Here is a 23,884-nt window from a genome sequence, read left to right on the forward strand (position 1 = left end):
GACATGGGCTGCCGCGACTGGCGGTGCAAGCCCACGAGCAATCTTTGATCAACACGCAGGCCATGGGCCCGCATTCTGTCGGAAAGTGAAACATGCACAATCCAGCCACGATTGGCGCCGGAGCCCTGCAGGGCGTCAAGGTGCTTGATCTGTCACGCATTCTCGGCGGGCCGTTCTGTGGCCAGATACTGGGCGACCATGGCGCCGATGTGCTCAAGGTGGAGCCGCCGCAGGGCGATGACACCCGCACCTGGGGGCCTCCGTTTCGCGACGGCGTGGCCTCCTACTACTTCGGCTTGAACCGCAACAAGCGCCTCCAGTTTCTCGACCTGTCCGCGCCCGAAGGCCAGCAGCGCGTGCGCGCCTTGATGGCCGAGGCTGATGTGGTGGTGGAGAACTTCAAGGTCGGCACCATGGAGAAATGGGGCATAGGCTATGAGCAGATGCGCGAAGAGCTGCCGCATCTGATCTGGTGCCGCGTCACGGGCTTCGGCGCCGACGGCCCTCTGGGAAGCCTGCCCGGCTACGACGCCGCCATCCAGGCCATGGCCGGCATCATGAGCATCAACGGCGAAGCCGACGGCGAGCCGCTGCGCGTGGGACTGCCGGTGGTGGACATGGTGACGGGGCTGAATGCCACCATAGGCGTGCTACTGGCCCTGCACGAGCGGGGGCGCAGCGGACAGGGGCAACTGGTGGATGCTTCGCTCTACGACTCCGGGCTGTCGCTGCTCCACCCCCATGCGGCCAACTGGTTCATGGGGCGCAAGCTGCCGCAGCGTTCGGGCAATGCACATCCCAATATCTATCCCTATGACGTGCTCAGCACGGGCGGTGCTCCCATCTTTCTGGCCGTGGGCAACGACAGGCAGTTCCGGTTGCTGTGCCAGCATGTCGGGCAGGAGGGACTGGCGCAGGACGAGCGCTTTGCCACCGCAGGCCAGCGCTCCGTCCATCGTGCCGAACTCAAGCCCTTGCTCGAGCAGGCGTTTGCGCCCCTCGATGGCGTGAGGCTTGCCGACGAGCTGATGGCCATCGGCGTGCCTGCCGCGCCGGTGCTCGATGTAGCTCAGGCGCTTGAGCACCCGCACACCGCACACCGCGAGATGGTGGTGACGATGGGCCAATACCAGGGGCTGGGCGCTCCGGTCAAGCTCAGCCGCACGCCGGCCAGCTACCGCTTTGCGCCCTTGAGCGAAGGAGAGGAGTTTCTGCCGGACGCTGGCGCTTGAGATTGCTTCGGCGCGACTCCAGCCCGCCCCGTGCGGGCTTTCTTCTCTTGCGCCCATGTGAGCTGGTTTGCGTTGCCGGCGCCCTGTCCCACCCTTTTCACGGGCATTGTGTGCACAATGGAATGCAAAAGCGTTTTCCCTGTGTTCTGTCCATGGAGAGTCTCACGATGTCGCATGCTTTTGCCAAAACCCTGAAGTCCTTTGAACTGGCCGAGGGCAAGAAGGGCAAGTTCTATTCCTTGCCGGCCCTGGCCAAGCAGTTCCCGGAGATCAAGCGCCTGCCTGTCTCGATTCGTATCGTGCTCGAATCGGTGCTGCGCAACTGTGACGGCAACAAGATCACCGAGGAGCATGTGGCGCAGCTGGCGCGCTGGCAACCCAAGGCGGAGCGGGTCGACGAGATTCCGTTTGTCGTCGCGCGCGTGGTGCTGCAGGACTTCACCGGCGTGCCCTTGCTGGCCGATCTGGCCGCGATGCGCAGCACCGCTGCCAAGCTGGGCAAGAGGCCCAAGTCCATCGAGCCGCTGGTGCCCGTGGACCTGGTGGTGGACCACTCCATCATGGTGGACTACTTCGGCACCAAGAAGGCGCTGGACCTGAACATGAAGCTGGAGTTCCAGCGCAACCAGGAGCGCTACCAGTTCATGAAATGGGGCATGCAGGCCTTCGACACCTTCGGCGTCGTGCCGCCGGGCTTCGGCATCGTGCACCAGGTCAATCTGGAATACCTGGCGCGTGGCGTGCACAAGGCCAGGAGTGGCAAGGGCGAGGCGGTGTACTACCCCGACACCCTGGTCGGTACCGACAGCCATACCACCATGATCAACGGCATAGGCGTGGTGGCCTGGGGTGTGGGCGGCATCGAGGCCGAGGCGGCCATGCTGGGCCAGCCTGTGTACTTCCTCACGCCCGATGTGGTGGGCTTTGAGCTGACCGGCCAGTTGCGCGAAGGCGTGACGGCCACCGATCTGGTGCTCACGGTCACGGAGCTGCTGCGCAAGGAAAAAGTGGTCGGGAAGTTCGTCGAGTTCTTTGGCGAAGGAACGCGCAGCCTGTCGCTGCCGGATCGCGCCACCATCGGCAATATGGCTCCTGAGTATGGGGCGACCATGGGTTTCTTCCCAGTCGATGAAAAGACCATCGAGTACTTCAAGGGAACGGGACGTACCAAGAGCGAGATTCAGGCCTTCGAAGCCTACTTCAAGGCCCAGCAGCTGTTTGGCGTGCCCAAGGCCGGCGAAATCGACTACTCGCATGTGGTCAAGCTGGATCTGGGCAAGGTGGCACCGAGTCTGGCCGGGCCCAAGCGCCCGCAGGACCGCATCGAGATCGGCCATGTGGCAGGGCAGTTCGACGAGCTGTTCAGCGCTCCCGTGGCCCAGAATGGCTTCAATCTCCCTGCCGATCAGCTGGCGCGTCGCCACGTGGTGAGCCCCGATGGTCCCGAGGCCTTGCAGCCCGAGAGCAAACCCCTGTCGGCCGGTGCGGAGCGCAACAAGGCCGAGATGGTGAGCAACACACCCGAGACAGGTAAGGTCGAGGCCAGTGCGATTGCTGCTGATGCCAGCCATGCGGTTGCAGCGCCGGAAAAGAGCTTCGATATCGGCAGCGGCGATGTGCTGATTGCAGCCATCACCAGCTGCACCAATACCTCCAACCCCAGCGTCATGCTGGCGGCGGGCCTGCTGGCCAAGAAGGCGGTGCAGGCAGGCCTCAAGGTCAAGCCGCATATCAAGACCTCGCTGGCCCCGGGCTCTCGCCTGGTCACCCGCTATCTGACCGAGGCGGGCTTGCTGCCTTATCTGGAAAAACTGGGCTTTGCGCTGGCAGGCTACGGCTGCACCACCTGCATCGGCAATGCCGGTGATCTCACCCCCGAGATCAATGCCGTCATCACGCAGAACAATCTGGTCTGCTCGGCCGTGCTCTCGGGCAACCGCAATTTCGAGGCTCGCATTCACCCCAATATCAAGGCCAACTTCCTGGCCAGCCCTCCGCTGGTGGTGGCTTATGCGATTGCCGGCACGGTGCGCAAAGACCTGATGACCGAGCCCGTGGGCAAGGGCAAGGGCGGCAAGGATGTGTATCTGGGCGACATCTGGCCCAGCAGCGAGGAAATTCAGGAGCTGCTCAAGTTCGCCATGAACGGCAAGGCCTTCCGCAGCAATTACGAGCAGGTGGCCAGTGAGCCGGGCAAGCTCTGGGAAAAGATTCGGGGTGTGACGGGCGCCACCTATACCTGGCCCGAGAGCACCTATATCGCCGAGCCGCCGTTCTTTGCCGACTTCGCTCTGGATTTGAAAGCACTACCCGAAAACGGGGGCAGCGCTGCAGGTCAGAAAGGCTCTAACTCCAGTGCGGTGCACGGTGCTCGCATCATGGCCTTGTTCGGTGACTCCATCACCACCGACCATATCTCGCCCGCAGGCTCCATCAAGGAGTCTTCGCCGGCAGGCAAGTGGTTGCTCGAGCATGGCGTGCACAAGGCCGACTTCAACAGCTATGGCTCGCGCCGGGGCAACCATGAGGTGATGATGCGCGGCACTTTTGCCAATGTGCGTATCAAGAATCTGATGATCCCCGCCGCAGGCGACGGCTCGCGCGAGGAGGGCGGTGTCACCCTGTTCCGCGACGACCATGGCCGGGCCGAGAAGATGGCCATTTACGACGCGGCCATGAAATACCAGGCCGCGGGCCGTGCCACGGTGGTGCTGGCAGGCGAGGAATACGGCACGGGCTCCAGCCGCGACTGGGCGGCCAAGGGCACGCAACTGCTGGGCATCAAGGCCGTGGTGGCGCGCAGCTTCGAGCGCATTCACCGCTCCAATCTGGTGGGCATGGGCGTGTTGCCGCTGCAGTTCAAGGGCAATGACAGCTGGCAAACCCTGGGTCTGACGGGCGAGGAGTTCATCGATGTGATCCCGGCCGCCGACCTGGCGCCGCAAAGCGATGCCCAGCTGGTGATCACCAGGCCCGATGGCAGCAAGAAAACCGTGACCGTGAAGCTGCGCATCGATACCCCCATCGAGGTGGACTACTACCGCCATGGCGGCATCCTGCCCTATGTGCTGAGGCAGCTGCTGGCCTGATTGCGCCCGCTTGCCAGGTAAAAAGGCCTGTCCTCCTCGGAGGCAGGCCTTTTTCGTGGGCTGGCGCGAGCCCTATTTCATCGAGTGCAGGCCAAACATATTGCCTTCGGTATCGATGGCCAGGGCAATAAATCCATAGGGGCCTATGGAGACTTTGTCGCGGTGCAGGCTGCCGCCGTTGCGTGCGACGCGGGCGGCCTGCTCGGCGCAGTCTTCACAGACGAAATAGACCAGCGTGCCGCCGCCGCCAGAGGGGCATTCCGGCATGCGGACCAGCGCTCCGGTGGCACCAGCGTTATCCGGCTGCCCTGGAAAGGCCCACATCTCCATGTCGGGGTGCTCGCCGCCTTCCGGCATGGCCAGCGCTTGCAGCTGACAGCCCAGCACGGCTTCGTAGAAGCTCCTGGCGCGCGACATGTCCTGCACGTAGATCTCGAACCAGCCAACGGGATTCATAGCCATCTTCAGCTCCTTGTCTGCTCATCGGTGGAAGTCCAGATGCTGAGGCCGCAGAGGCTGTGATGCAAGCAGACCCGGCCCTTAACAGGGGCTTCGAGCCTGGAACATGGGGCAAGGGCCGGGCGCGGGCTGCCGGGCGCCGGCCCGCACTCTCAGGGCTTTCTCCGGGCGGCAAGCTTTCTGGCCTTGCGGCGGTGCCACCAGAGCCAGATTCCGCTGATGCCCAAGCCGCCCAGCACCAGGCCGTTGAGGCCGGCCAGGATTTCCATCAGTACGCCACCCAGCTCGCCCGTGTGCAGCGGATAGGCCACGGCCACCGCCGCAGCGCCGGGGTCGAGTTCATTCCAGCGTCTGACGTCCAGCACGGCACCATTGCGCGGGTCCAGCCATACCGAGCTGATGCCGTTGGGGTGCGGTTCACCGGGGGCGCGAAAGCGGATGCGTACTGCCTGCTTGGCATTGGGCGGCAGCTGCACGAAGCTGGCCTGGGCATCGGGCATGGCCGCGCGGGCCGAGGCCAGCATGGCATCCACATCGGCTGGCAGCGGTTTGGCAGATGTTTCCGTAGTCAGTGCGGGCAGCTTGGGTGGCTTGATTGCCGTGCTGCTGCTGAGCACATTGAGCCAGTCGCCCAGCGGCCGCCATGCCATATAGGCACCGGTGACGACCGACACCGTTATCAGCAGGCCCATGATCACGCCGCCGATGCGGTGCATGTCGAACAGGGCGCGCACCAGGCTTTTATTGAGTTCTATGCGCCAGTTGCCCGGCCAGCGCTTGGGCCACCAGAGAATGACGCCCGTCAGCAGCAGCAGCACGTAGGCCAGGGTGGTCCAGGCCAGTATGGCCTTGCCGTTGGCGTCGAGCAGCAAGGTGCTGTGCAGCTTGAACAGCGTGTTGACAAAGCCCTCGGTCTCGCCGCGGCGGCCCTGCTCCGCTCCGGTGACGGGGTTCAGGTAAATGGTGCCGCGCCAGTCCGCAGCCTGAACGCGCAGCCACAGGCTGTCCTGTGTCTCCTGAGGCAGCCGGAAGCGCAGAGTGGCTTTGCTGCCGAACTCCTCATGGGCTCTTGCCAGTATCGGCGTCAGTGCTGCGGCCTGCTGCGCATGCGTCGTGCGGGCCTGGAACAGCTCGGGGTGTGCCATGCGGTCCAGCGGCTGGCCGATGATGAGCAGGGTGCCGGTGAGCCCGGCCAGAATCAGAATCCAGCCCAGGCCCAGGGCAAACCAGCGATGCAGCCGCAGCCACAGAGAACGGAGCGAAGTCATTGCGCGTGATGGTGTGATGCCCCGCGAGGTGGGCTCGCGGGGCCGCCGCTTAGAACGGCAGGGTGGCCTGAACGTACAGGGTGCGTGGCATGCCCACGTATTTGCCACCGCCGTTGTTGTCGGTGGAGCGGGTGAAGTAGCGGCGGTCAAACACGTTCTTCATGCCCACGGTCAGGCGCAGATTGTTCAGCTCCTTGCCGGCCTGGTAGCTGGTGCGCAGGCCCAGGATGGCAAAGCCCGGGATATCGCCCAGATTGCCATTGGCGTCTTCCTGCGTGATGTAGGGATTGGGCTTGGCGCTGGTGCCGGGCGTGCCGGGCGAGCGTTGCTTGGACTGGGCGTTCAGATCGGCATTGAAGGTCCAGCGCTCCATCGCATAACGTGCCGACAGGCCGGCCGTGTGGCGCGAATAAAGCGGCAGGTCGCGGCCCGCGAAAGGACCGGCCTGGCTGGTGGCCTGGGTGAAGGTATAGCTCATGCCCAGCGACAGGCCCTTGAGTGCCGGGTAGTTCTTGCCGAAGTCATAGCGCAGCGCCGATTCCAGACCACGGTGGCGCGTGGCACCCAGATCGGTCCAGATGCCGTTGCCGGTGCCGTCGCCCGGGCGGTCCAGGAACAGCTCCTTGTTGAAGTCGATATTGAACAGCGTCAGCTCGCCATTCCAGGTGTCGCTCTTGTAGTGCGTGCCCAGCTCATAGGTCTTGGCCGATTCGGGATAGAGCTGGTTGTTGGACGACTGGGCCAGCTGTGCGTACTGCTGGGGCCCGAAGGACTTGCCGGCATTGGCGAACACCGACCAGTGGCTGTCGACGCGGTAGAGCACCGACAGCGTGGGCAGCCATTCGTTGGCGGCCGCCGTCGGGTAGATGGCTGCAGCGGTCGCGCCCTTGTAGTCCACCACATTGTTGAAGGAGCGGATGCGCTCGTAGCGCACGCCGGGCGTGATGGTCCAGTTGCCCACATCGATGCGGTTGTCGATATAGAAGGCATTGGCCGTGGTGCCGCCCTGGCTGGTCTGGGTGGTTTTCAGCGGCAGGGCCATGGCATCGACCTGGCCGGGCACATAGAAGCCCGAAGTGGCCAGCGCCGTTTCAGAGCTCTTTTCCTTCAGGTAGCGATAGCCCACGCTGACTTCCTGCACCACGGAGCCGGTCTCGAAAATGCGCGAGTAGCGCGGCTCCACGCCGTAGTAGCTGTAGTCGCGCGGTGCGGCCGTGAGGCTGCGCTTGCCGGCATTGGCACCAGTGGCGTCGCGTTCGATATAGCTGCCGCGGAAGGAGTCCACGTAGTAGCTGAGCACTTCGAAGTTGTTGCGACCGTCCTTGTAGCTGTACTTGAGCGAGCCGTCGGTGCGACGGCCCGTGAACTGGTCATAGTTGCGCGTGCTCTGGAACGGGTCGGCTGCGTACTGGGCCGTGGTCAGGCCGCCGGGCATTTGGCCCTTGCCCTCGAAATGGTGCAGCGAAGCGGAAATGCTGCTGTTGTTGCTGAGCTTGTAGCTGCCCTTGACCAGCAGGTCGTCGATGTCGGTCTTGTCGTTGTTGCTGCGCCAGCCCTTGCCGTGCGTGCCCGAATACAGCACGGCCAGGCCCAGGCCCGACTCGTTGGTGCCGCCCACAAAGAAGCTGGGCGTGGTCTTCACGTTGCCGCCGTGGCTGTAGATCTCGGTGCCGATGGAGGCTTCGGCCGCAAAGGTCTTTGGAATGGCACGCGTCGTGAAGTTGATGATGCCACCCACGTTCTGCGGGCCGTAGCGCACCGAGCCTGCACCGCGCACCACGTCGATGGAGTCCAGATTGCCCAGCGCCACGGGCGCCAGCGACAGCTGGGGCTGACCGTAAGGAGCGTAGGAAACGGGCACGCCGTCCTGCAGCACATAGGAGCGTGGCGACAGGCGCGCGGTCAGACCGCGCACGCTCAGGTTCAGGGAGATATCGCTGCCACCCGTGCCGTTGCTGTCCTGAACCTGCACACCGGGCACCAGGCGCAGCGCTTCGCGCAAGGTGGCCGCGCCGCTTTCCTGAATGCGCTCGCGCTCGACGATGGTGCGGGCGCCTGGATGCTCCAGCACCTTCTCGGCGCTGGACATGTCGCCATCCAGCCAGTTGCCGGTGACGGTGACCGAGTCCAGGGCGGCTTCGGCAGCGGCGGCGCTGGCCGTCTGTGCATGAACGGGGCTGGCGAGCACGCCAAGGGCTGCGGCAACGGCAGCGGCGGCGCTGCTCAGGCGAAAAGCGGGGGAGTCGGAAAGATGGAGGTTAGCCATGGGTGTTGTAGGGGAGTGCACACAGCACCTGGCTGGCATGAACAGCGCGCTGCCCCAGCCTTGCGCTGGCGGCATCTCTTGTCTTCAGTCGGGGCCGGAGGGGACTATGTGGCGTTTATTGGCAGGCGCAGATATTAATGAGAATGGCTGTCATTTGGCTGTATGTGGTTATGTTGAGACACAAAAAAACAGCCTCCCTGTTCGGCAATCTCGGCGGTCGAGGCCGCTGCGTGTGGGCGTTGGCAGGAGAAGGGCTTGACCCTGCTCGGGCAGCAGCTCCTGCAGACTGGGCAGTTGGGGCAGGCAGCTGCCGGCCTGACATGCCTGGCCGCAGTGGAGTCAGCGGTCCGTGGACGTTCGGCAGATGTCTCTTGCGCAATGCTGCGTCAGCGGGCTTTTTCTTGTGGCAAGGCGGGCGGCGGCAAGGTGAAACGCCAATGTTCAGGACTGGGGCTGACCGTTATTGTTCATAAGCATGCGGCGAAGTTCCGGCACATTCCTGCAGCCGCTGGACTTCATCCCGCTTCCGCTTCGCGCCCCATGAACGATTCCCGCTCTACCGATTCCCAGGCCGCCGTCAGCGGCCACGCTGAACCCTCCGACTCCTCTGTGCCATCCTCCGCCCCGGGCCTGCGCTCGGCCATCGTGCACCGCGGCACCTTGCGCGCCAGCGCGCGCAGCTTTCTGCATGCGCTGGGCCAGGACGATGAGGAGATTGCACGCCCGCATGTGGGTGTGTTCCATACGGGCGGGGAGATGAGCCCCTGCAATATGAATCTCCGCGACCAGGCCCAGCATGCCAAGACCGGCATCTACGCGGGCGGCGGAATGCCGCACGAGTGCCCCGTGGTCTCGGTCAGCGACGGCCTGACCATGGCGCATTCGGGCATGCGCTTTTCGCTGATCTCACGCGAGCTGATCGCCGACAGCGTGGAGGCCTCGGTGCGCGGCCACCAGTGGGACGGCATCTTTGCCGTGGGCGCTTGCGACAAGAACCTGCCGGGTCTGATGATGGCCATGGTGCGCTGCAATGTGCCCAGCGTCTTCGTGCATGGCGGCTCGGCCCTGCCCGGGCAGATGCCAGGCAGCGTCTCGGGGCGCGACCTCAACGTGGTCGACACCTACGAGACCATAGGCAAGGTGCTGGCCGGTACCTCCACCATGCAGGAGCTGGACACCGTCACACGCTCCTGCCTACCCTCGGCCGGGGCCTGCGCCGGGCAGTTCACGGCCAACACCATGGGTATGGTCAGCGAGGCCCTGGGCCTGGCGCCTATAGGCTCCAGCATGGTGCCGGCCGTGTTCAGCGAACGTGCGCCGCTGATGCGCCGCGCGGGCCGCCAGCTCATGGAAATGGTCTGGGCCAGCGCCAGGGGCGAGGCCGTGCTGCCGCGCGACATCGTCACGCGCAAGGCCCTGGAAAATGCCTGCGCCGTGGTCTGCGCCACGGGTGGCTCCACGAATGCGGCCCTGCACCTGCCGGCGATCGCGCACGAGGCCGGCATACGCTTTCACCTCGACGACGTGGCCGAGATCTTCGCGCGCACGCCGCTGATCGCAGACCTCAAGCCCGGCGGCCGCTTCCTGGCGCGCGATGTCTACTACATCGGCGGTGCGGCCGTCATCCTGCGCACCCTGCTGGAGCAGGGCCTGCTGCATGGCGATGCATTGACCTTCACGGGCCGCACGCTGGCCGAGGAAGTGGCCGATGCGGCCGAGCCCGACGGCGAAGTGGTGCGCAAGGCCGGCAACCCGATCTCGGCGGATGGCGGGCTCACGGTGCTCAAGGGCAATCTGTGCCCTGACGGTGCCCTGCTCAAGACCGCAGGGCTCAAGACCCTGGTGCACCGCGGTCCGGCCCGCGTCTTCGACTCCGAGGAACAGGCGCAGGACGCCGTGCAGGCCATGGCCTACGAGAGCGGCGATGTGCTGGTGATACGCAACGAAGGCCCCAAGGGCAGCCCCGGCATGCGCGAGATGCTGGGCATCACAGCCTTGCTCTACGGTCAGGGCATGGGCGACAAGGTGGCACTGCTCACCGACGGGCGCTTCTCGGGCGCCACGCGCGGCCTGTGCATAGGCTACGCGGGGCCGGAGGCCGCTGACGGTGGGCCGATTGCCGCACTGCAAGACGGCGACATCATCGCCATCGATGCGCGGGCCGGCGCGCGCAGCATCACGGTGGAGCTGGAGCCCGCCGTCATTGCCGCGCGGCTGGAAGCCGCCAGGGCCAGCCGCGCGCAGCAGCGCCCCCTGGGCGGGCTGCTGGAGAAATACGCGCTGACCGTGCGCCCCGCCCACCAGGGCGCGGTCACGCATTCGGGGGCGGTGACCTGGCTGCGCGACAGCAAGTGATGCGCACAGAGGCAAAGACAGCGACTCGGGAGGGTGAAGCGACTCCAGGGCCTGAAAGACAGAATTAACGACGACTCAAAACACCAAGGAGACCAATATGAACTTCAACCGCCGTGAGTGGCTGCAGGCCGCAGGTGCGGGCAGCGCGGGAGCGCTGCTTTCGGGCCTTGGCCTGCCGGCACTGGCCCAGGCGCCGCTAGAGAATCTGAACATCATCACCGGCTTCGCGGCCGGTGGCACCTCGGACGCCATCTGCCGCCGCGTGGGCACCAAGCTCGCCGCCTATGCCAAGGCCGTGGTGGTGGAGAACCGCACGGGCGCGGGCGGGCAGATCGCCATCAACTACGTCAAGGGTCGCCCGGCCGATGGCTCGGTGATGCTGCAGACGCCCACCTCCATGCTCACCATCTACCCGCACATCTACAAGAAGCTGGGCTACGACCCCGTGGCCGATCTCACGCCTGTGACCGTGGGCTGCATCTTCGACTTCGGCTTTGCCGTCGGCCCCATGGTGCCGGCCAGCGTGACCACCGTGCCCGAGTTCTTTGCCTGGGTCAAGACCCATCCCGACGGTGCCAGCTTCGGTTCGCCCGCCGCGGGCTCCACGCCGCACTTCGTCGGCGCCTTGCTGGGCCAGCAGGCGGGCGTGGACTTCAAGCACGTGGGCTACCGCGGCTCGCAGCCCGCGCTCATGGACATGATGGGCGGCAACATCGCCGCGGTGAGCTGCCCCGTGGGCGATGCCATGCAGCACGCGGCCAGCGGCAAGATGCGCCTGCTGGGCGTGAGCGGCGCCAAGCGCAACCGCTTCATGCCCAAGGTGCCCACCTATACCGAGCAGGGCTACAAGAACATGGCCCACAGCGAGTGGTTCGGCTTCTTCCTGCCGGCCAAGGCCAAGCCCGATCAGGTGGAGCGGCTCAACGCTCAGATGCGTCAGGCCCTGGCCAGTCCCGATGTGGTCGACAGCCTGGCCGTGTTCGGCCTGGAGGCCATGTCGTCCTCTTCCGCCGAGCTGGCGGCGCTGATCAAGGAAGACCTGGCCAAGTGGGCGCCCATCGTCAAGCAGGTGGGCTTCACGGCCGAGGCCTGATCAACCGTGTCCGGTGGTCTCGGGGCCGTGCCGCCGACTTGACGGGCGGTTCGGCCCCGTCGCACCGCCTGGTCGGAGCTAAGACATGCTTTCGGTCAGGCCGCCAGCGCCGGATCGTGCAGCTCATGCGCAAAAGCCTGCGCGCCCATGGTTTCGACGCGTTCTGAGCGGCAGGCAGGGGCCATCGCAGCTGCTGCGGCTTAACCCTGTTCGGCCAGCAGGTCCTGCAAGGTCTTGACCTGCAGGCGCAGGCGCTCGTTCTCGGCTTCCAGCTCGGTAACGCGGGCCTGCAGCTCTTCGGGGCTGGCGGCTGGCGCGGCTTCTGCCGATTCTTCGGCTTCGGGCTTGGCGGCCTTGGGCTTTTTCTTGGCATCGCGCACGCGCTTGGCTGCCTGCTTGAGGGCATCGGCGCCTTCGGCGGCCACGGCTTGCTGCTCTTCCTCGGGCAGGGTGGCGACCACGGCTGCGGCATTGAGCGAGAGTTCGCCGGCCTTGACCGCGGCCACGACTTCGGGCGCGGCCTTTTCCTGGATGGTCTCGATCATCTTGACCTGACCGGCCGACAGGCGGGCGGCGCGTGCCAGGGCTTCACGTGTGTCCAGCGCTTCGTCGGGCACCTTGGCCACGCTGGCCAGAGCCTGGGCCACCACGGGGTCGGTCTCGCCTTCCCATGGGGCTTCCTCGCTGGCCGGCTGGGCGGCCTTGGCGGCGTTCACGGCAGCGGCTGCTGCAGCGCGTCGCTCGGCAATGATCTCGCGCTTGCGCAGCGCCAGCACGCCGCGCTGGAAGTCCGAGACTGAGCGGCGGCCCAGATGCTGGTCGATCATCCACAGATGCACGTCGTCCATGTTCTTGAACTGCGTGGCCTGCACGGTGTTGAAGGGCAGGCCGTGTTTCTGGCAGATGCCGTAGCGGTTGTGGCCGTCGATGAGCAGATCGCCCCAGACCACCAGGGAGTCGCGGCAGCCTTCGGAAAGGATGCTGCGCTCCAGCGATTCGTGCTCGTCCGGGGTCAGAGGGTCGATATAGGCCTTCAGGCCTTCGTCAATCTTCAGTTCCATGTGTGTTCTTTAAATTGAGGAGCTGCCTGCGCTTGTTGTCGTTAGTTTTCAACATGAATTCAATTTGAATTCAAGAACAGACGAGCGAAAGCAGCTATAGAGAAAAGAGCAACGCCCCAGCGTATGGGGCGTTGGAAAAGCAAAGCCGGTCGAGCTTACAGCAGACGCGAAATCAGCGCACCTTCCACAGGGCCTTCCAGCGGAATGCGCACGCGCACGGGGTTGCCTTGTGCGACTTCCACGGGCTGGCCTTCGAGGTTGAACATCTTCTCCAGCTTGACTTGGCGGTTGCCCTGGGGATGAATCACTTCGATGGTGTCGCCCACGGCGAAACGGTTCATGGTTTCAATCTCTGCCATGCCGTCGGCATAGCCGCGCACCGCGCCCACGAAGTGGCTGCGCTGCAGCACGCTGTGGCCGGTTTCGTAGTTCTGGTAGTCGTTGGCAGGGCGGCGCTCCAGCAGGCCGCCGGTATAGCCGCGGTTGGCCAGGCCTTCGAGTTCGGTGATCAGATGCGGGTTGAACGGACGGCCGGCCACGGCGTCATCGATGGCGCGGCGGTAGGTCTGGGCTGTGCGGGCCACGTAGTACAGGCTCTTGGTGCGGCCTTCGATCTTGAGCGAGTCCACGCCGATCTTGGTCAGGCGCTCCACATGCTCCACGGCGCGCAGGTCCTTGGAGTTCATGATGTAGGTGCCATGCTCATCTTCCATGATGGGCATCATCTCGCCTGGGCGGCCTTTTTCCTCGAGCAGATAGATGGCATCGGCCTTGGGGTGGCGCTGCTGGTCGCCGCAGGTGCTGGTGAACTGGTTGTCCAGATCGTTCTTGGCTTCTTCGAAGTTGAAGCCGTTTTCCATGGTCTGGCCCAGCGCCTCGCCGGTGTTGGGGTCCACGGCCGCGTCATGCGTCTTGTAGTCCCAGCGGCAGGCGTTGGTGCAGGTGCCCTGGTTGGGGTCGCGGCGGTTGAAGTAGCCCGACAGCAGGCAGCGGCCCGAGTAGGCAATGCACAGCGCGCCGTGCACAAACACTTCCAGCTCCATGTCGGGGCATTCCTGGCGGATCTTCTCGATCTCGTCCAGGCTCAGCTCGCGCGACAGGATGATGCGCGAGACGCCCATCTTCTGCCAGAACTTCACGGTGGCGTGGTTGGTGGTGTTGGCCTGCACGGACAGATGAATTTCCTGCTCGGGCCACTTTTCCTTGACCATCATGATGAGCCCGGGGTCGGCCATGATCATGGCGTCGGGCTTCATGGCGATGATGGGTTCGATGTCGCGCAGATAGGTGCGGACCTTGTCGTTGTGTGCAATCAGATTGCTGGTCAGGAAGAACTTCTTGCCGCGTGCATGCGCCTCGGCAATGCCCTGGCCGATCTGCTCCAGGCGGAATTCGTTGTTGCGCGCGCGCAAGCTGTAGCGCGGCTGGCCGGCGTAGACGGCGTCGGCACCAAAGTCGTAGGCGGCGCGCATCTTGTCGAGCGAGCCGGCAGGCAGCAGCAGTTCGGGGGCTTTGAGGGTCATGATGGCGCTATTGTCCCGCATAGCGCTTTTCACCGTGGCTTGCTAAGGCTACGCGGTCTGTAGCAGCTGCGCGTGCAACTGCCGCGCAGGCAATGACAGGGAGGCCGTCGCGGCGGGCGTGCACAGCAGCAGCTGGCGCTGCGCCCAGGTGTCGGACAGCGGCACGGCCACCACGCCGGTGGCGGCGGCGTGGCGCTGCACGGCGGCCAGCGGCAGCACGGCAATGCCCACGCCCTGGCCCACGAGCTGGCACAGTCCCTCGAAATGCTGCAGCTGGACCTGAATGCGCAGCAGCCTGTCGTTGATCCGCAAGGCCTGTTTCTGCAGCAACTGCTGCAGGGCGGAGTCGCGTGGCAGGCCGACCCAGTTCTCGTTCAGCAGCTCGGCCAGCGGAAGGTGCGCGCGCCCGGCCAGCGCATGGCCCAGCGGCAAGGCGGCGGCCAGCGGGTCCGGCCTCCAGGGCTGGCAGTGCAGTCCTGCCAGCGCCGCCGCGTCTTCGACATCCCAAGCGGCCACGCCGATATCGCACAAGCCCTGGCGCAGTCCGGCCAGCACTTCACTGCTCGGGCATTCCTGCAGCTCCAGCGCAATCTGCGGGTGCTGGCGCAGAAAGCCGCTGACGGCCAGCGGCAGATGCTCGCGCACGGCCGAGGTATTGCCGCGCAGCCGGATCTGGCCGGCCAGGCCGGCGCCGAATTCGCCCATGGCCCCACGCAGGAGCTGCATCTGGCTGAGCACCTGACGCGCATGCTGGCCCAGGGTGTGGCCTGCAGCCGTGGGCTGCACGCCGCGTGCCTTGCGAATGAGCAGCGCCGTGCCCAAAAGCTGTTCCATGCCGCGCACGCGCTCGCTGGCCGAGGCCAGCGTGAGATGGCTGCGCTGTGCCGCCGTCGTCAGCGTGCCGCTGTCGAGGATGTGCACAAACAGCTGGAGGTCGGTCAGGTCAAAGCGCATTTGATTCAAGCCTAAGGTTTATACGAAGTCTGGTTTTGGCAAATCCCGCTGGTCAGGCGCGTCTTGCAGCCGGATTATCTGCGTTATGCAAGGTATTGATGATTCCTGCTTGGTTTTTATGGTTCGGATGATACGAAGGATTGATGATGTGGAATGAAGGCTGGATGGCTGCGGCAGCCATTGCCGTGTTTGGACTGGCGGGTTGTGTCAAAGGCGTGGTGGGTCTGGGCCTGCCCACGGTTTCCATGGCCTTGCTGGCGGTGTTCATGCCGCCCGCGCAGGCGGCGGCCTTGCTGCTTTTGCCTTCGCTGGTGACGAATCTGGTGCAGATGCGGCCCGTGGCGGGTTTGTGGCCCTTGTTGCAGCGTCTGGGCTGGATGCAACTGGGCATCGTGCTGGGCACGCTGGGAGGTGTGGCCCTCTGGGGCGGAGTCGGCAGCCTGTCAGCAGCCAGGCCGGCTCTGGGCCTGGCGCTGGTGATGTACGCCCTGTGGGGGCTGTCGGGCTTGCGCTGGCAGACGCCGGCGCCGCACCAGGCCTGGCTGGGCGCGGCATGTGGCCTGTTGACGGGCGCCATCACGGCGGTGACAGGGGTCTTTGTCGTGCCCGCCGTGGCCTTTTTGCAGTCGCTGGGCCTGGCCCGTCCCGCGCTGATGCAGGCCATGGGCCTGTGCTTTACCACTTCCACGCTGGCCCTGGGGGCCGGTTTGTTCTGGAAGGGGCAAGGCCTGGGTGCTCAGGCGCAGGAGATGGGACTGGGACTGCTGGCTTCGGCCCTGATGCTGATTCCAGCACTGGCCGGCATGCACTGGGGCGAGTTGCTACGCGAGAAACTCTCGCCCGAGCTTTTCCGGAAGCTGCTGATGCTCAGTCTGCTGACCCTGGGTGTCTACCTATGCTTCTAAGTGGCCGGGGCTGCGGCGACATTGCCGCCGCCCCTGCGTTCGGGAGGAGGGCGGCAATGTCGTCTCGGGGCGGTTAAAGGCGGAAGACCTTGACGGCCTGGCCGCGCTCCACTTCCCAGTGCTGCTGGCTGCGCAGGCGCTGCGCCTGCCCCTCGCTGCGCGCATTGTGCTGCGCCAGCTTGATGGCCAGCAGCTCGCGCGCCAGCCGCTTGTTGGCATGCTGGCTGCGTTCGCTCATGACCTTGACGGCCATCCCGCTGGGCACATGCAGGGCATGGACGGCCGAGTCCGTGGTGTTGACATGCTGGCCGCCCTTGCCCGAAGCCTTGCAGGACTGGAACTGGATCTCGCCGTCCATGGCCAGCTGGCGCGGGGGCTCGCAGCGCTGTACGGCGACGAACCAGTTCTTGCGCGGATGCCGGGGCCGGAAGGGGCTGGCGAAGATCCACTGGATGGTGCCCAGCCATTCGCGCAGGGCGGGCGTCTCGCGCTCACAGCGCAGCAGCACCGACCGGTAGCCGGCCGGGGTGCGGAATTCCTCCAGCACCTCTGCAGCCAGGTCCTCGGCGGCGCAGGCCTGCAGCAGTTTGCGCAGGGTCAGCTGCAGCGCGTATTCGCACTCGGCGGGGCCATGGGCGGAGCTCAGTTGCATCAGCAGCATTGCAGGGCTCCCTTCTTGTAGGTCAGCAAGGGCTTGAGGCGTGCGACCAGCTCCACCAGGCCGGCTTGCTGCAGGCTGGCGACCACGGAGTCCACATCCTTGTAGGCCTGGGGGGCCTCCTCGTAGACCAGCTCGCGGTCGGCGCAGACCACGGCGCTGCCGAAGCGCGTGCGCAGCAGCTCGTCCAGCGTGAAGCGGGGCCGCAGCCGGCCCATGCAGTCCGTGCGAGCCCATTTGCGGCCGGCGCCGTGGGCCAGCGAATCCAGGGCCTCGTGCCGGCCGGCGACGGGCCGCACCAGATAGCTGTAGTCGCCGCGCGAGCCTGGAATGACGACCAGCCCCCGGTCTGCCGGTGTGGCGCCCTTGCGATGCAGAAAGCCGTCCTGGCCCTGCCAGTGGTGGGCAAGCACATGGTTGTGCGTGATGTCGAGCACTGCCTCGCCCTGGCTGCGGATCGCGCGCAGCAGGCGCTGTGCGATGCTGCGGCGGTTGAGCCGCGCATAGTCGATTGCGGCATCGTGCTGCAGCAGGTATTGCCTTGCGGCGTCGGTGCCGGTGGCTAGGCCGTCGTGGCTGAAGCGCTGCACATGCTCGCGCAGTATGGCTCCGCCCAGGCCCCGCGAGCCGCTGTGTACCATGAGGTGCACGCGATTTTTGTCGAGCGCGCCTTCCTCGTAGAGGGTCTCGACCTGCTGCAGTTCGGCAAAGTGGTTGCCGCCGCCGATGGTACCCAGACTCTGCAGCAGATAGGCCGGATCGGCGACACCGCTGGTCTGCGCGATCTGCTGCAGCTGCTCCATGTCCACGGTCTCCAGCAGCTCCTGAGGCAGAGGGCCGTCGATATTTCCCACGGCTTTTTCGAGCCTGGCGCCTGAAGTCCTGTGCACGGCCAGGTCGGTCGCGTACAGGGACATGCCGCAGCCTATGTCGCCGCCGACCAGGGCCGGGTAGAAGCGTCCTATCGAGAAGAATGCCGCGCCCACGGGATAGCCCCGGCCCGGATGCAGGTCGGGCAGGCCGACGGCGGCGCGGATGCCGTCCAGATTGGCGGCGGTGGTGTGAAGTTGCTGGATGGCAGTGTCCTCGATCCAGACGCTGCTGTTGGCGAACACCTTGACGTAGGTGTCCGAAAAAGAATTGCCCATGAATGGCCCTTGGTCGAATGCATGAAATCAGCGATGGGGCAGTCGCGACATGCTCGGCCGGCAGGCATCCGGGAATTCACGCGCAGCACAAGGCCTGGCTCCATGGCGTCGATGGGCCGGGCGAGGTCTGCAGCGTGGCGGGAAGCGCTAGAGGGCTTTAGGCGGGCACGACTGCAAAGGGATTTGTCGTCTGGGACATGGCTCTCTCCTTTGCGTGAGTGGAAAAGCGCGCAATCCGTCGTGGATTGCGGCAAAGAAAGACATGCTATGGACTGGCGGGCGGCGGCGCAAGCCATGCAGCTCGGTGCGTTGTGGAATGGCCACAGATAAAAAAGCCCCGCGGGCCATGCCAGCGGGGCTTGGGGGAAAGCGCGGGGAGCAGTCCCGCGTCAGTCCTGGGGTCTGAAGCCTATGACCAGATCCGAGGGCACCTTGCCGTCGATATCGCGCGGCAGCTTGTCGGTCTTGTGCAGGGCGCGCACCACGGCCTCATCCCAGGCCGCGTTGCCGCTGGACTTGGAGATCGTGGCACTGGTGATGGTGCCGTCCGGCGCCGTGCGCACGCGGACCTCGGCACGCGGATTGCCGCTGACCGCATCGGGGTAGACGATGTTGGGCTTGACGCGCGCTGCCACCTTGGCCGCATAACCCGCCGAGGGACCGCCGCTGGCACTGCTGCCCGAGCCGCCCGTGCGGCTGCCGCCGCTGCCGGCCTGATCGCTGCCGCCGGAGCCGCCAGCCAGCCCTTGCAGGCGTGCCAGCTCGGCCTTGCGACGGTCATCGGCTGCCTTGGCATCCTTGGCGTCCCTGGCCGCCTTCTCCTTGGCTTCCTTGGCTGCTTTTTCCTTCTCTGCCTTGTCCTTCTCGGCTTTTTCCCTGGCAGCCTTGTCCTTGGCGGCTTTGTCGGCTTTCTCTTTTTCAGCCTTTTCCGCTTTCTCCTTCTCGGCCTTGTCCTTGGCAGCCTTGTCGGCCTTTTCCTTTTTCTCGTGCTCGAGCTTTTCCTTGCGTTCCTTCTCCGCCTTTTCAGCCTTCTGTTTTTCCAGCTGAGCCTTTTCGGCCTTTTCCTTTTCGGCCTTGTCCTTTTCGGCCTTTTCCTTGCGCTCTTTTTCCCGCTGTTCGCGGGCTTCCTGCTCGGCCTTTTCCTTCTTCAGCTGCTCCTGCTTTTTCTTCTTGGCCAGGGCAATCTCGGCCTCATGATCGTCGTCATGGGCCTGAGCCTTGGGGGCAGGCGCAGGAGGAGGCAGCGGTGCCACCACGGGCTCCGGCGGAGGTGGTGGCGGCTCGGGAGCCGGAGCCGGCTCCGGCGTGGGCTCCGGAGCGGGAGGCGGCGGTGTCACGGCGGCTGCGGAAGCCGGGGCGGAACTGCTCCAGACCTCGGCTTCGACCATGGCCTCGTCGGCTTCTTTGGGGGGGCGCACCGTCCACAGCAGGGCCGCGATCAGCAACCCGTGCGTGGCCAGGGCGAGCGACCATGAGCGCGCCCGGCCTTTGGGGCGGGGCGGGGCAAACTGATCGCGATCTTGCTGGTTAGGCATGGTGAATTGGTGGTCTGCGCGGGCTGCGGCTTCAAGGCATCAAAGTCGCGGCCGGCGGCAGAGCTTCCTGTAGGGGATCAATTGCTGGAAGAGGAAACGACGCCGAAGGCAATGCGCTTGACGCCGGCCTTGGACAGCGTGGTGTGCGCCTTCATGACGTCGTCAAAAGGCAGACCCTTGTCGGCGATGATCTGGATGGCGCTGTCCTCGCCCTGGCCTTGCTGCCAGGACTGGGCCAGACCCTTGAGGTCGTCGAGCTTGATGGTCTGGGTGTTGCTGCCGTTCTTGAACTGGATGCTGCCGTCCTTGTCGAGCAGCACATAGGCAATGTTCTTGGTCGGCGGGCGCGAGGACTTGCCCGCGCTGGGTACGTTGATGGAGCCCGGCGTGAGCATGGGCGCCGTCACCATGAAGATGATGAGCAGCACCAGCATCACGTCGATGAAGGGCACCATATTGATTTCGTTGACGGTGCGGCGATTGCGACCGCGTGAACTCATGGCTGGCATGGATCACACTCCTTACAAATAGGCTGCTTGGCGCGCAGCCGTCCTGCTTGCGCGAGGCTCAATCCAGAGGCGCAGTGCAAAGGCCCGCGGGCCTTGTGTCCTGTCAAGGCCAGAGGCCTGAAGCGACTCGGAAACAGTTTCATCTCAATGGCCGGAGGCGGAGCCGCTGGCAGTGGCACCGACATTGCGCTGCAGGATATTGGAGAACTCTTCGATGAAGGTTTCTTCCTGGCTGGCGATGCGGTCGATGTGGTGGGCGTAGCGGTTATAGGCCGTCACGGCGGGGATGGCCGCAAACAGGCCCATGGCGGTGGCGACCAGGGCCTCGGCAATGCCGGGGGCCACGGTGGCCAGAGTGATCTGCTCCATGTTGGCAAAGCCGGTGAAGGCGTGCATCACGCCCCATACGGTGCCGAACAGGCCGACGTAGGGCGAGACCGAGGCCACGGTGCCCAGGAAGGACAGGCCGGATTCGATCTCGTCGAGTTCGCGCTGAAAGCTTGCGCGCATGGCTCGGCGCGTGCCGTCCATCAGCGTGGCGACATCGCCGATGCGGCGCTCGCGCAGCTTCTGGTACTCACGCATGCCGCTGGCAAAGATGCGCTCCATGGGGCCGCCGGTCTTGGCGTTCTGCGCGGCAGAGGCATAGAGGTCGTTGAGGCTGGTGCCCGACCAGAAGTCCTGCTCGAAGTTGTCGTTGAGCGAGCGCACTCGCTTCAAGGTCTGGGCCTTGCGAAAAATGGTGGCCCAGCTCGCTATGGATGCGATCACCAGGATCAGCATGACCAGTTGTACCACCCAGCTGGCCTGCATGATGAGGCTGAGGATGGACATGTCTTGGGAGTTCATGAAAGTTGCTCCAGGATATGGTTCGGAATTCTCGCGGGGCGCATGGTCTTGCCATCCACCCACCCAATTCGGATGGAGCCCGTGCACAGCGGCGTGGGCTCTTGGGCGTGACTGTCGGAATGGACCAGCAGCGCCTGCTGCTCGATTGTGAGCGAAGCGCGGCCGGCACTTTTCAAGCTAGCGGTAACAAAGAGTTGGTCATCGAGTCGCGCCGGGTGCAGATATTCAAGCTGCGCAGACGTTACGACAAAGATGCCGCCGGTTTGTTCCCGCAGCTTTTGCTGGGCGATGCCCAGCGAGCGCAACCACTCGGTACGGGCACGCTCGAAGAACTTGAGGTAGTTGGCATAGAACACGGCGCCGCCGGCATTCAGGGAACGGCGTGCTGATGTGGTATGGACATAGTCTTAAGGTATTGAAATATATGAATATTCTTCTTTCGAACTTATGTCCATAGTGTGATCGGGTACTCACTCAATTGCCGTCAGGCATGTCTATAGCTCTAGGAGTGGCTCTGGCCTTGGCTGGCTGGAGAAGTGAGATGCGAGCCTTGGATTGTAGGTCCTCAATGAGAGCTTCCAGGTCCCGAACTCTGCGGGTGAGGATGCCAACCTGCGCATTAGCCTCCACCAGCAAGGAGGCCGTAGCATCGCGTTGTCTGCGGAGATCATTGATGATTTCACGAGCATTTCTGGTCTGTTGCCGTTGTTTGAACAGTTGCTGTCGCTTAGAGGGCGCACGTTTGTCGTTGTGGCTGATCAGGTAGCTCTGGATCTCGGCTATTAGGCCGGGGAAGCGAGATTTACGCAGAGCGGACGGGTCGCATCCTGCTTCCTTGGAAACATTGTTTTGACTGACAAGTGCATCGGGTGGTAGTACCTTGGGCGCTCCTGCTTTAAGGCGCTCGAATGCCTCCCGAAAATTTACTTCAGCGGTTTTGGGCTTGAACGACTTCATAGAATTTTCCGATTGCTCGCTTCTCGGCCTGTAGACTTCGGTGTCTTGGCGAATTGGGGTGAGCGATCTTTAATTGTGTGTCAACTACCTTCTCATAGATCCGGATGTCGGCTTCCTTGCCAATGTCTAGCAAAAGGTCGGGGCAGCCTTTGTCATCATCGCCACCAAGGCAATGGGCGATGGCTTCGATGCCCCCATAGGAGCAGGAGCGGTGGTTGACGCAAAATCCCGCTCGAATACGGCGAGCGCCAACCTTTCCTTGTCGGGCTGCTGTCTCTAGCGAGATGGCATCGTTTTCTGTGATAAAGGCGATGACGACCTCTTTGCGGCGTGGCCCCAAGAGGCTGGTGAATTGTGGAGAGGGCAGCTTGCGCAAATCCCGTCCAATCTCTTGGTACATGGTTTTGAGAAACAGGATGCGGGTTTCTTCGCTCAGGGCCAGGCGAGAGTGGTTGCGGCCATAATATAGAGTCATCACCCGAGACAGATGCTTTAAGAGCACCTGCAGTGACGACTCATCTACCATGTCCGAGGACAGCATGTTGATGGCACCAGTGCGCCGTAGTTGGTGCCAAGCAAATTGCCAAGGATGTCCACTTTTGAATTTTGCTGTGTCTAGGCTTGGTGTGATTAATCGAGCGATCCGAAAATCCTCTTCGTTTATGGTGATCTGGGTTGGGTCAAATAATTGTGGGTAGGCGTTCAGACATTGCTGATAAGGCCGCTGCGATGGACGAGTTCGGTAAGACCTGTGCTTGCCTTTGCTCCAAGGTTCATACTGGTAGGAAATTAAATAAGGGTTGTTTTCGTCACCGAGTGTCACTCCAATGTTGCCGTGCTCTTTCGCGCAACGCATGCGTAGGGCAGCGATATGCTTCATAACGTCAATGGCGAGAGAAGCGCTTTTGCTTACGGGCCATCGTGCGTCTGAATCTGGGTCGGTCTTGGTGGTCTCTCCGCATAATATGTGGATTTCACCGAATTTCTCATCCTTCTCGACCTGCAGACAATCTGATCTTAGATTCCAGCCCTCCTCAATTCTCATGAGTGAAAAATTCAATAGATAAGCCAAGCCTGCCATGGAGACAAGATCCAGATATTGCGAAAACCTGGTAATTTGCTTCTTACCTTTTAATGGTCCGACCCATCTCTCAAATAGTTCAGTCACTCCAAAACGGTCAGTGGTTAGCTTGAAGGAGCCGAGGTACTTTAAGTCGCCCGATGGATTGTTGCTATTAAAAGGAGACGTTCCGGGCTGACGTTTTGTATTAATAGCCTGCTTGAGCGATCCAAAGTTATGGGCATAGGCATCTAGACAGAACTCAAAGCACTCCTCAATCCTGATAGCGTGATTGACATACTCCTCCAGACACTCTCGTAGACGAGAGAGCTGGTAAGTCCAGATTCTTGGTGGGATGTACGGCGTTTGCTTGGCCTCATGCTGTGGTGCTAGCTTTGCCAGTCGAGCCAAACCATCCGGATTCAGCAAGTAAAAACCGAGCTCTTTTCTAGCATCGAACAATTCATGCAAGAGGGTGATCGCATTGTCAAACTGAGACGGTGCGAGCGATGTTGCGATCTGGTCAATTATTGATTCAAAGCGCATCAAGTCAGTAGCGACGATACCCTCTCGGGTGCAGACTGCAAACAGTGGTTTGAGCGTCGTAACTTTGAATGCAAACGATGTTGGAGTGCGGCATCCTCTTGAGCCCCACATGAACCACGTCGCGCATTGGCGTAAAAGATCGGCATTAGCGGGGGAGATGTGCACTCCCCTGTTTTTTTTTCCATCCCCAAAATTGATTTTGAGAGGAGAGCCTGCCCATACATCCAGTGGCCAACAGGAATCAGCGTAGACGCATTGGGCCATACCCTGGGCGTCTACGATTGGGGCCCAATCGGACGGTGGTGGCCAGCTTGGCGGCCTGAAATTCTTCGCCTCGGGATGAGCCAGGGGCGAGTTGATTTGTAGACCGAGTATGTCAAGGTTCATGCGACGTCCCCCGTTTTCAGTAGTGCTGGG

The 23,884-nt window shown here is 63.4% G+C and carries 19 protein-coding genes; 5 read left to right on the top strand and 14 right to left on the bottom strand.

The genetic code is table 11. From position 1 onward, the window contains the following. Positions 1-92: 92 nt before the first annotated feature. A complete protein-coding gene (locus CSE6_RS18125; protein ID WP_059441163.1) occupies positions 93-1,232 on the top strand; it encodes a CaiB/BaiF CoA-transferase family protein in 1,140 nt (379 codons plus the stop codon). 167 nt (positions 1,233-1,399) lie between these two features. After that, positions 1,400-4,321: an aconitate hydratase gene (locus CSE6_RS18130; protein ID WP_059441164.1), complete on the top strand. Its 2,922-nt coding sequence runs from the start codon at positions 1,400-1,402 to the stop codon at positions 4,319-4,321. Positions 4,322-4,393: 72 nt separating this feature from the next. On the opposite strand, the gene CSE6_RS18135 is transcribed toward CSE6_RS18130, so the two are convergent. From CSE6_RS18135 to CSE6_RS18145, 3 genes are all read right to left on the bottom strand, one after another. Continuing rightward, positions 4,394-4,783 carry a VOC family protein gene (locus CSE6_RS18135; protein WP_012839226.1) on the bottom strand — a complete coding sequence of 130 codons (390 nt, stop codon included), beginning with the start codon at positions 4,781-4,783 and terminating at the stop codon, positions 4,394-4,396. 149 nt (positions 4,784-4,932) lie between these two features. Then, positions 4,933-6,048, bottom strand: a complete 1,116-nt coding sequence (locus CSE6_RS18140; RefSeq protein WP_059441165.1) for a PepSY domain-containing protein — start codon at positions 6,046-6,048, stop codon at positions 4,933-4,935. Positions 6,049-6,097: 49 nt separating this feature from the next. Next, positions 6,098-8,314, bottom strand: coding sequence for a TonB-dependent siderophore receptor (locus tag CSE6_RS18145; RefSeq protein ID WP_059441166.1), 2,217 nt, complete (start codon positions 8,312-8,314; stop codon positions 6,098-6,100). Between the two features lie 540 nt (positions 8,315-8,854). Here CSE6_RS18145 and ilvD point away from each other — a divergent pair. After that, positions 8,855-10,669: a dihydroxy-acid dehydratase gene (gene ilvD / locus CSE6_RS18150; RefSeq protein ID WP_034359447.1), complete on the top strand. Its 1,815-nt coding sequence runs from the start codon at positions 8,855-8,857 to the stop codon at positions 10,667-10,669. Positions 10,670-10,766: 97 nt separating this feature from the next. Then, positions 10,767-11,762 carry a Bug family tripartite tricarboxylate transporter substrate binding protein gene (locus CSE6_RS18155; protein WP_034359444.1) on the top strand — a complete coding sequence of 332 codons (996 nt, stop codon included), beginning with the start codon at positions 10,767-10,769 and terminating at the stop codon, positions 11,760-11,762. Between the two features lie 200 nt (positions 11,763-11,962). On the opposite strand, the gene CSE6_RS18160 is transcribed toward CSE6_RS18155, so the two are convergent. From CSE6_RS18160 to CSE6_RS18170, 3 genes are all read right to left on the bottom strand, one after another. After that, on the bottom strand, positions 11,963-12,823 hold the full coding sequence (locus tag CSE6_RS18160) for a plasmid replication/partition related protein (RefSeq protein ID WP_034359442.1): 861 nt from the start codon (positions 12,821-12,823) through the stop codon (positions 11,963-11,965). A gap of 155 nt (positions 12,824-12,978) precedes the next feature. Next, a complete protein-coding gene (gene yegQ / locus CSE6_RS18165; protein WP_034407466.1) occupies positions 12,979-14,367 on the bottom strand; it encodes a tRNA 5-hydroxyuridine modification protein YegQ in 1,389 nt (462 codons plus the stop codon). A 27-nt stretch (positions 14,368-14,394) separates the two neighbouring features. Continuing rightward, positions 14,395-15,300, bottom strand: coding sequence for a LysR substrate-binding domain-containing protein (locus tag CSE6_RS18170; RefSeq protein WP_059441167.1), 906 nt, complete (start codon positions 15,298-15,300; stop codon positions 14,395-14,397). Positions 15,301-15,446: 146 nt separating this feature from the next. Here CSE6_RS18170 and CSE6_RS18175 point away from each other — a divergent pair, with 146 nt between their 5' ends. Next, positions 15,447-16,205: a sulfite exporter TauE/SafE family protein gene (locus CSE6_RS18175; protein ID WP_059441183.1), complete on the top strand. Its 759-nt coding sequence runs from the start codon at positions 15,447-15,449 to the stop codon at positions 16,203-16,205. A 73-nt stretch (positions 16,206-16,278) separates the two neighbouring features. Here CSE6_RS18175 and prfH read toward each other — a convergent pair whose 3' ends face one another. The 8 genes from prfH to CSE6_RS18215 all read right to left on the bottom strand — a co-directional run bounded on the left by prfH (position 16,279) and on the right by CSE6_RS18215 (position 23,854). After that, positions 16,279-16,866 carry a peptide chain release factor H gene (gene prfH, locus CSE6_RS18180; protein ID WP_059441168.1) on the bottom strand — a complete coding sequence of 196 codons (588 nt, stop codon included), beginning with the start codon at positions 16,864-16,866 and terminating at the stop codon, positions 16,279-16,281. Next, positions 16,857-18,011 (bottom strand): RNA ligase RtcB family protein, encoded by a 1,155-nt coding sequence (locus CSE6_RS18185; RefSeq protein ID WP_059441169.1) that lies wholly within the window; start codon positions 18,009-18,011, stop codon positions 16,857-16,859. Before CSE6_RS18185 ends, prfH begins: the two co-directional genes overlap by 10 nt. Positions 18,012-18,400: 389 nt before the next feature. Beyond that, positions 18,401-19,546 (bottom strand): cell envelope integrity protein TolA, encoded by a 1,146-nt coding sequence (gene tolA / locus CSE6_RS18190; protein ID WP_059441170.1) that lies wholly within the window; start codon positions 19,544-19,546, stop codon positions 18,401-18,403. 77 nt (positions 19,547-19,623) lie between these two features. Continuing rightward, positions 19,624-20,055 carry a biopolymer transporter ExbD gene (locus tag CSE6_RS18195; protein ID WP_012839211.1) on the bottom strand — a complete coding sequence of 144 codons (432 nt, stop codon included), beginning with the start codon at positions 20,053-20,055 and terminating at the stop codon, positions 19,624-19,626. A 144-nt stretch (positions 20,056-20,199) separates the two neighbouring features. Then, entirely contained in the window at positions 20,200-20,904 is a 705-nt protein-coding gene (gene tolQ / locus CSE6_RS18200; RefSeq protein WP_003063920.1) for a protein TolQ, read from the bottom strand. Continuing rightward, positions 20,901-21,278, bottom strand: coding sequence for a YbgC/FadM family acyl-CoA thioesterase (locus tag CSE6_RS18205; RefSeq protein WP_059441171.1), 378 nt, complete (start codon positions 21,276-21,278; stop codon positions 20,901-20,903). Before CSE6_RS18205 ends, tolQ begins: the two co-directional genes overlap by 4 nt. A gap of 100 nt (positions 21,279-21,378) precedes the next feature. Continuing rightward, positions 21,379-21,861 carry a hypothetical protein gene (locus CSE6_RS18210; protein WP_193751145.1) on the bottom strand — a complete coding sequence of 161 codons (483 nt, stop codon included), beginning with the start codon at positions 21,859-21,861 and terminating at the stop codon, positions 21,379-21,381. After that, positions 21,833-23,854, bottom strand: a complete 2,022-nt coding sequence (locus CSE6_RS18215) for a hypothetical protein (RefSeq protein WP_202967607.1) — start codon at positions 23,852-23,854, stop codon at positions 21,833-21,835. Before CSE6_RS18215 ends, CSE6_RS18210 begins: the two co-directional genes overlap by 29 nt. Between the last annotated feature and the right edge of the window lie 30 nt (positions 23,855-23,884).

Origin of the sequence: Comamonas sp. E6 (assembly GCF_001010305.1) — a bacterium.
GTDB classification, from domain to species: Bacteria; Pseudomonadota; Gammaproteobacteria; order Burkholderiales; family Burkholderiaceae_C; genus Comamonas; species Comamonas thiooxydans.

Coding starts and splice junctions, on each gene's coding strand:
- CSE6_RS18130 (WP_059441164.1), top strand. CDS start 1,400: ATGTCGCATGCTTTTGCCAAAACCCTGAAGTCCTTTGAACTGGCCGAG.
- CSE6_RS18140 (WP_059441165.1), bottom strand. CDS start 6,048: ATGACTTCGCTCCGTTCTCTGTGGCTGCGGCTGCATCGCTGGTTTGCC.
- CSE6_RS18170 (WP_059441167.1), bottom strand. CDS start 15,300: ATGCGCTTTGACCTGACCGACCTCCAGCTGTTTGTGCACATCCTCGAC.
- CSE6_RS18155 (WP_034359444.1), top strand. CDS start 10,767: ATGAACTTCAACCGCCGTGAGTGGCTGCAGGCCGCAGGTGCGGGCAGC.
- CSE6_RS18175 (WP_059441183.1), top strand. CDS start 15,447: ATGTGGAATGAAGGCTGGATGGCTGCGGCAGCCATTGCCGTGTTTGGA.
- tolQ (WP_003063920.1), bottom strand. CDS start 20,904: ATGAACTCCCAAGACATGTCCATCCTCAGCCTCATCATGCAGGCCAGC.
- prfH (WP_059441168.1), bottom strand. CDS start 16,866: ATGCTGCTGATGCAACTGAGCTCCGCCCATGGCCCCGCCGAGTGCGAA.
- yegQ (WP_034407466.1), bottom strand. CDS start 14,367: ATGCGGGACAATAGCGCCATCATGACCCTCAAAGCCCCCGAACTGCTG.
- ilvD (WP_034359447.1), top strand. CDS start 8,855: ATGAACGATTCCCGCTCTACCGATTCCCAGGCCGCCGTCAGCGGCCAC.
- CSE6_RS18195 (WP_012839211.1), bottom strand. CDS start 20,055: ATGCCAGCCATGAGTTCACGCGGTCGCAATCGCCGCACCGTCAACGAA.
- CSE6_RS18135 (WP_012839226.1), bottom strand. CDS start 4,783: ATGGCTATGAATCCCGTTGGCTGGTTCGAGATCTACGTGCAGGACATG.
- CSE6_RS18185 (WP_059441169.1), bottom strand. CDS start 18,011: ATGGGCAATTCTTTTTCGGACACCTACGTCAAGGTGTTCGCCAACAGC.
- CSE6_RS18160 (WP_034359442.1), bottom strand. CDS start 12,823: ATGGAACTGAAGATTGACGAAGGCCTGAAGGCCTATATCGACCCTCTG.
- CSE6_RS18145 (WP_059441166.1), bottom strand. CDS start 8,314: ATGGCTAACCTCCATCTTTCCGACTCCCCCGCTTTTCGCCTGAGCAGC.
- CSE6_RS18215 (WP_202967607.1), bottom strand. CDS start 23,854: ATGAACCTTGACATACTCGGTCTACAAATCAACTCGCCCCTGGCTCAT.
- CSE6_RS18210 (WP_193751145.1), bottom strand. CDS start 21,861: ATGAAGTCGTTCAAGCCCAAAACCGCTGAAGTAAATTTTCGGGAGGCA.
- tolA (WP_059441170.1), bottom strand. CDS start 19,546: ATGCCTAACCAGCAAGATCGCGATCAGTTTGCCCCGCCCCGCCCCAAA.
- CSE6_RS18125 (WP_059441163.1), top strand. CDS start 93: ATGCACAATCCAGCCACGATTGGCGCCGGAGCCCTGCAGGGCGTCAAG.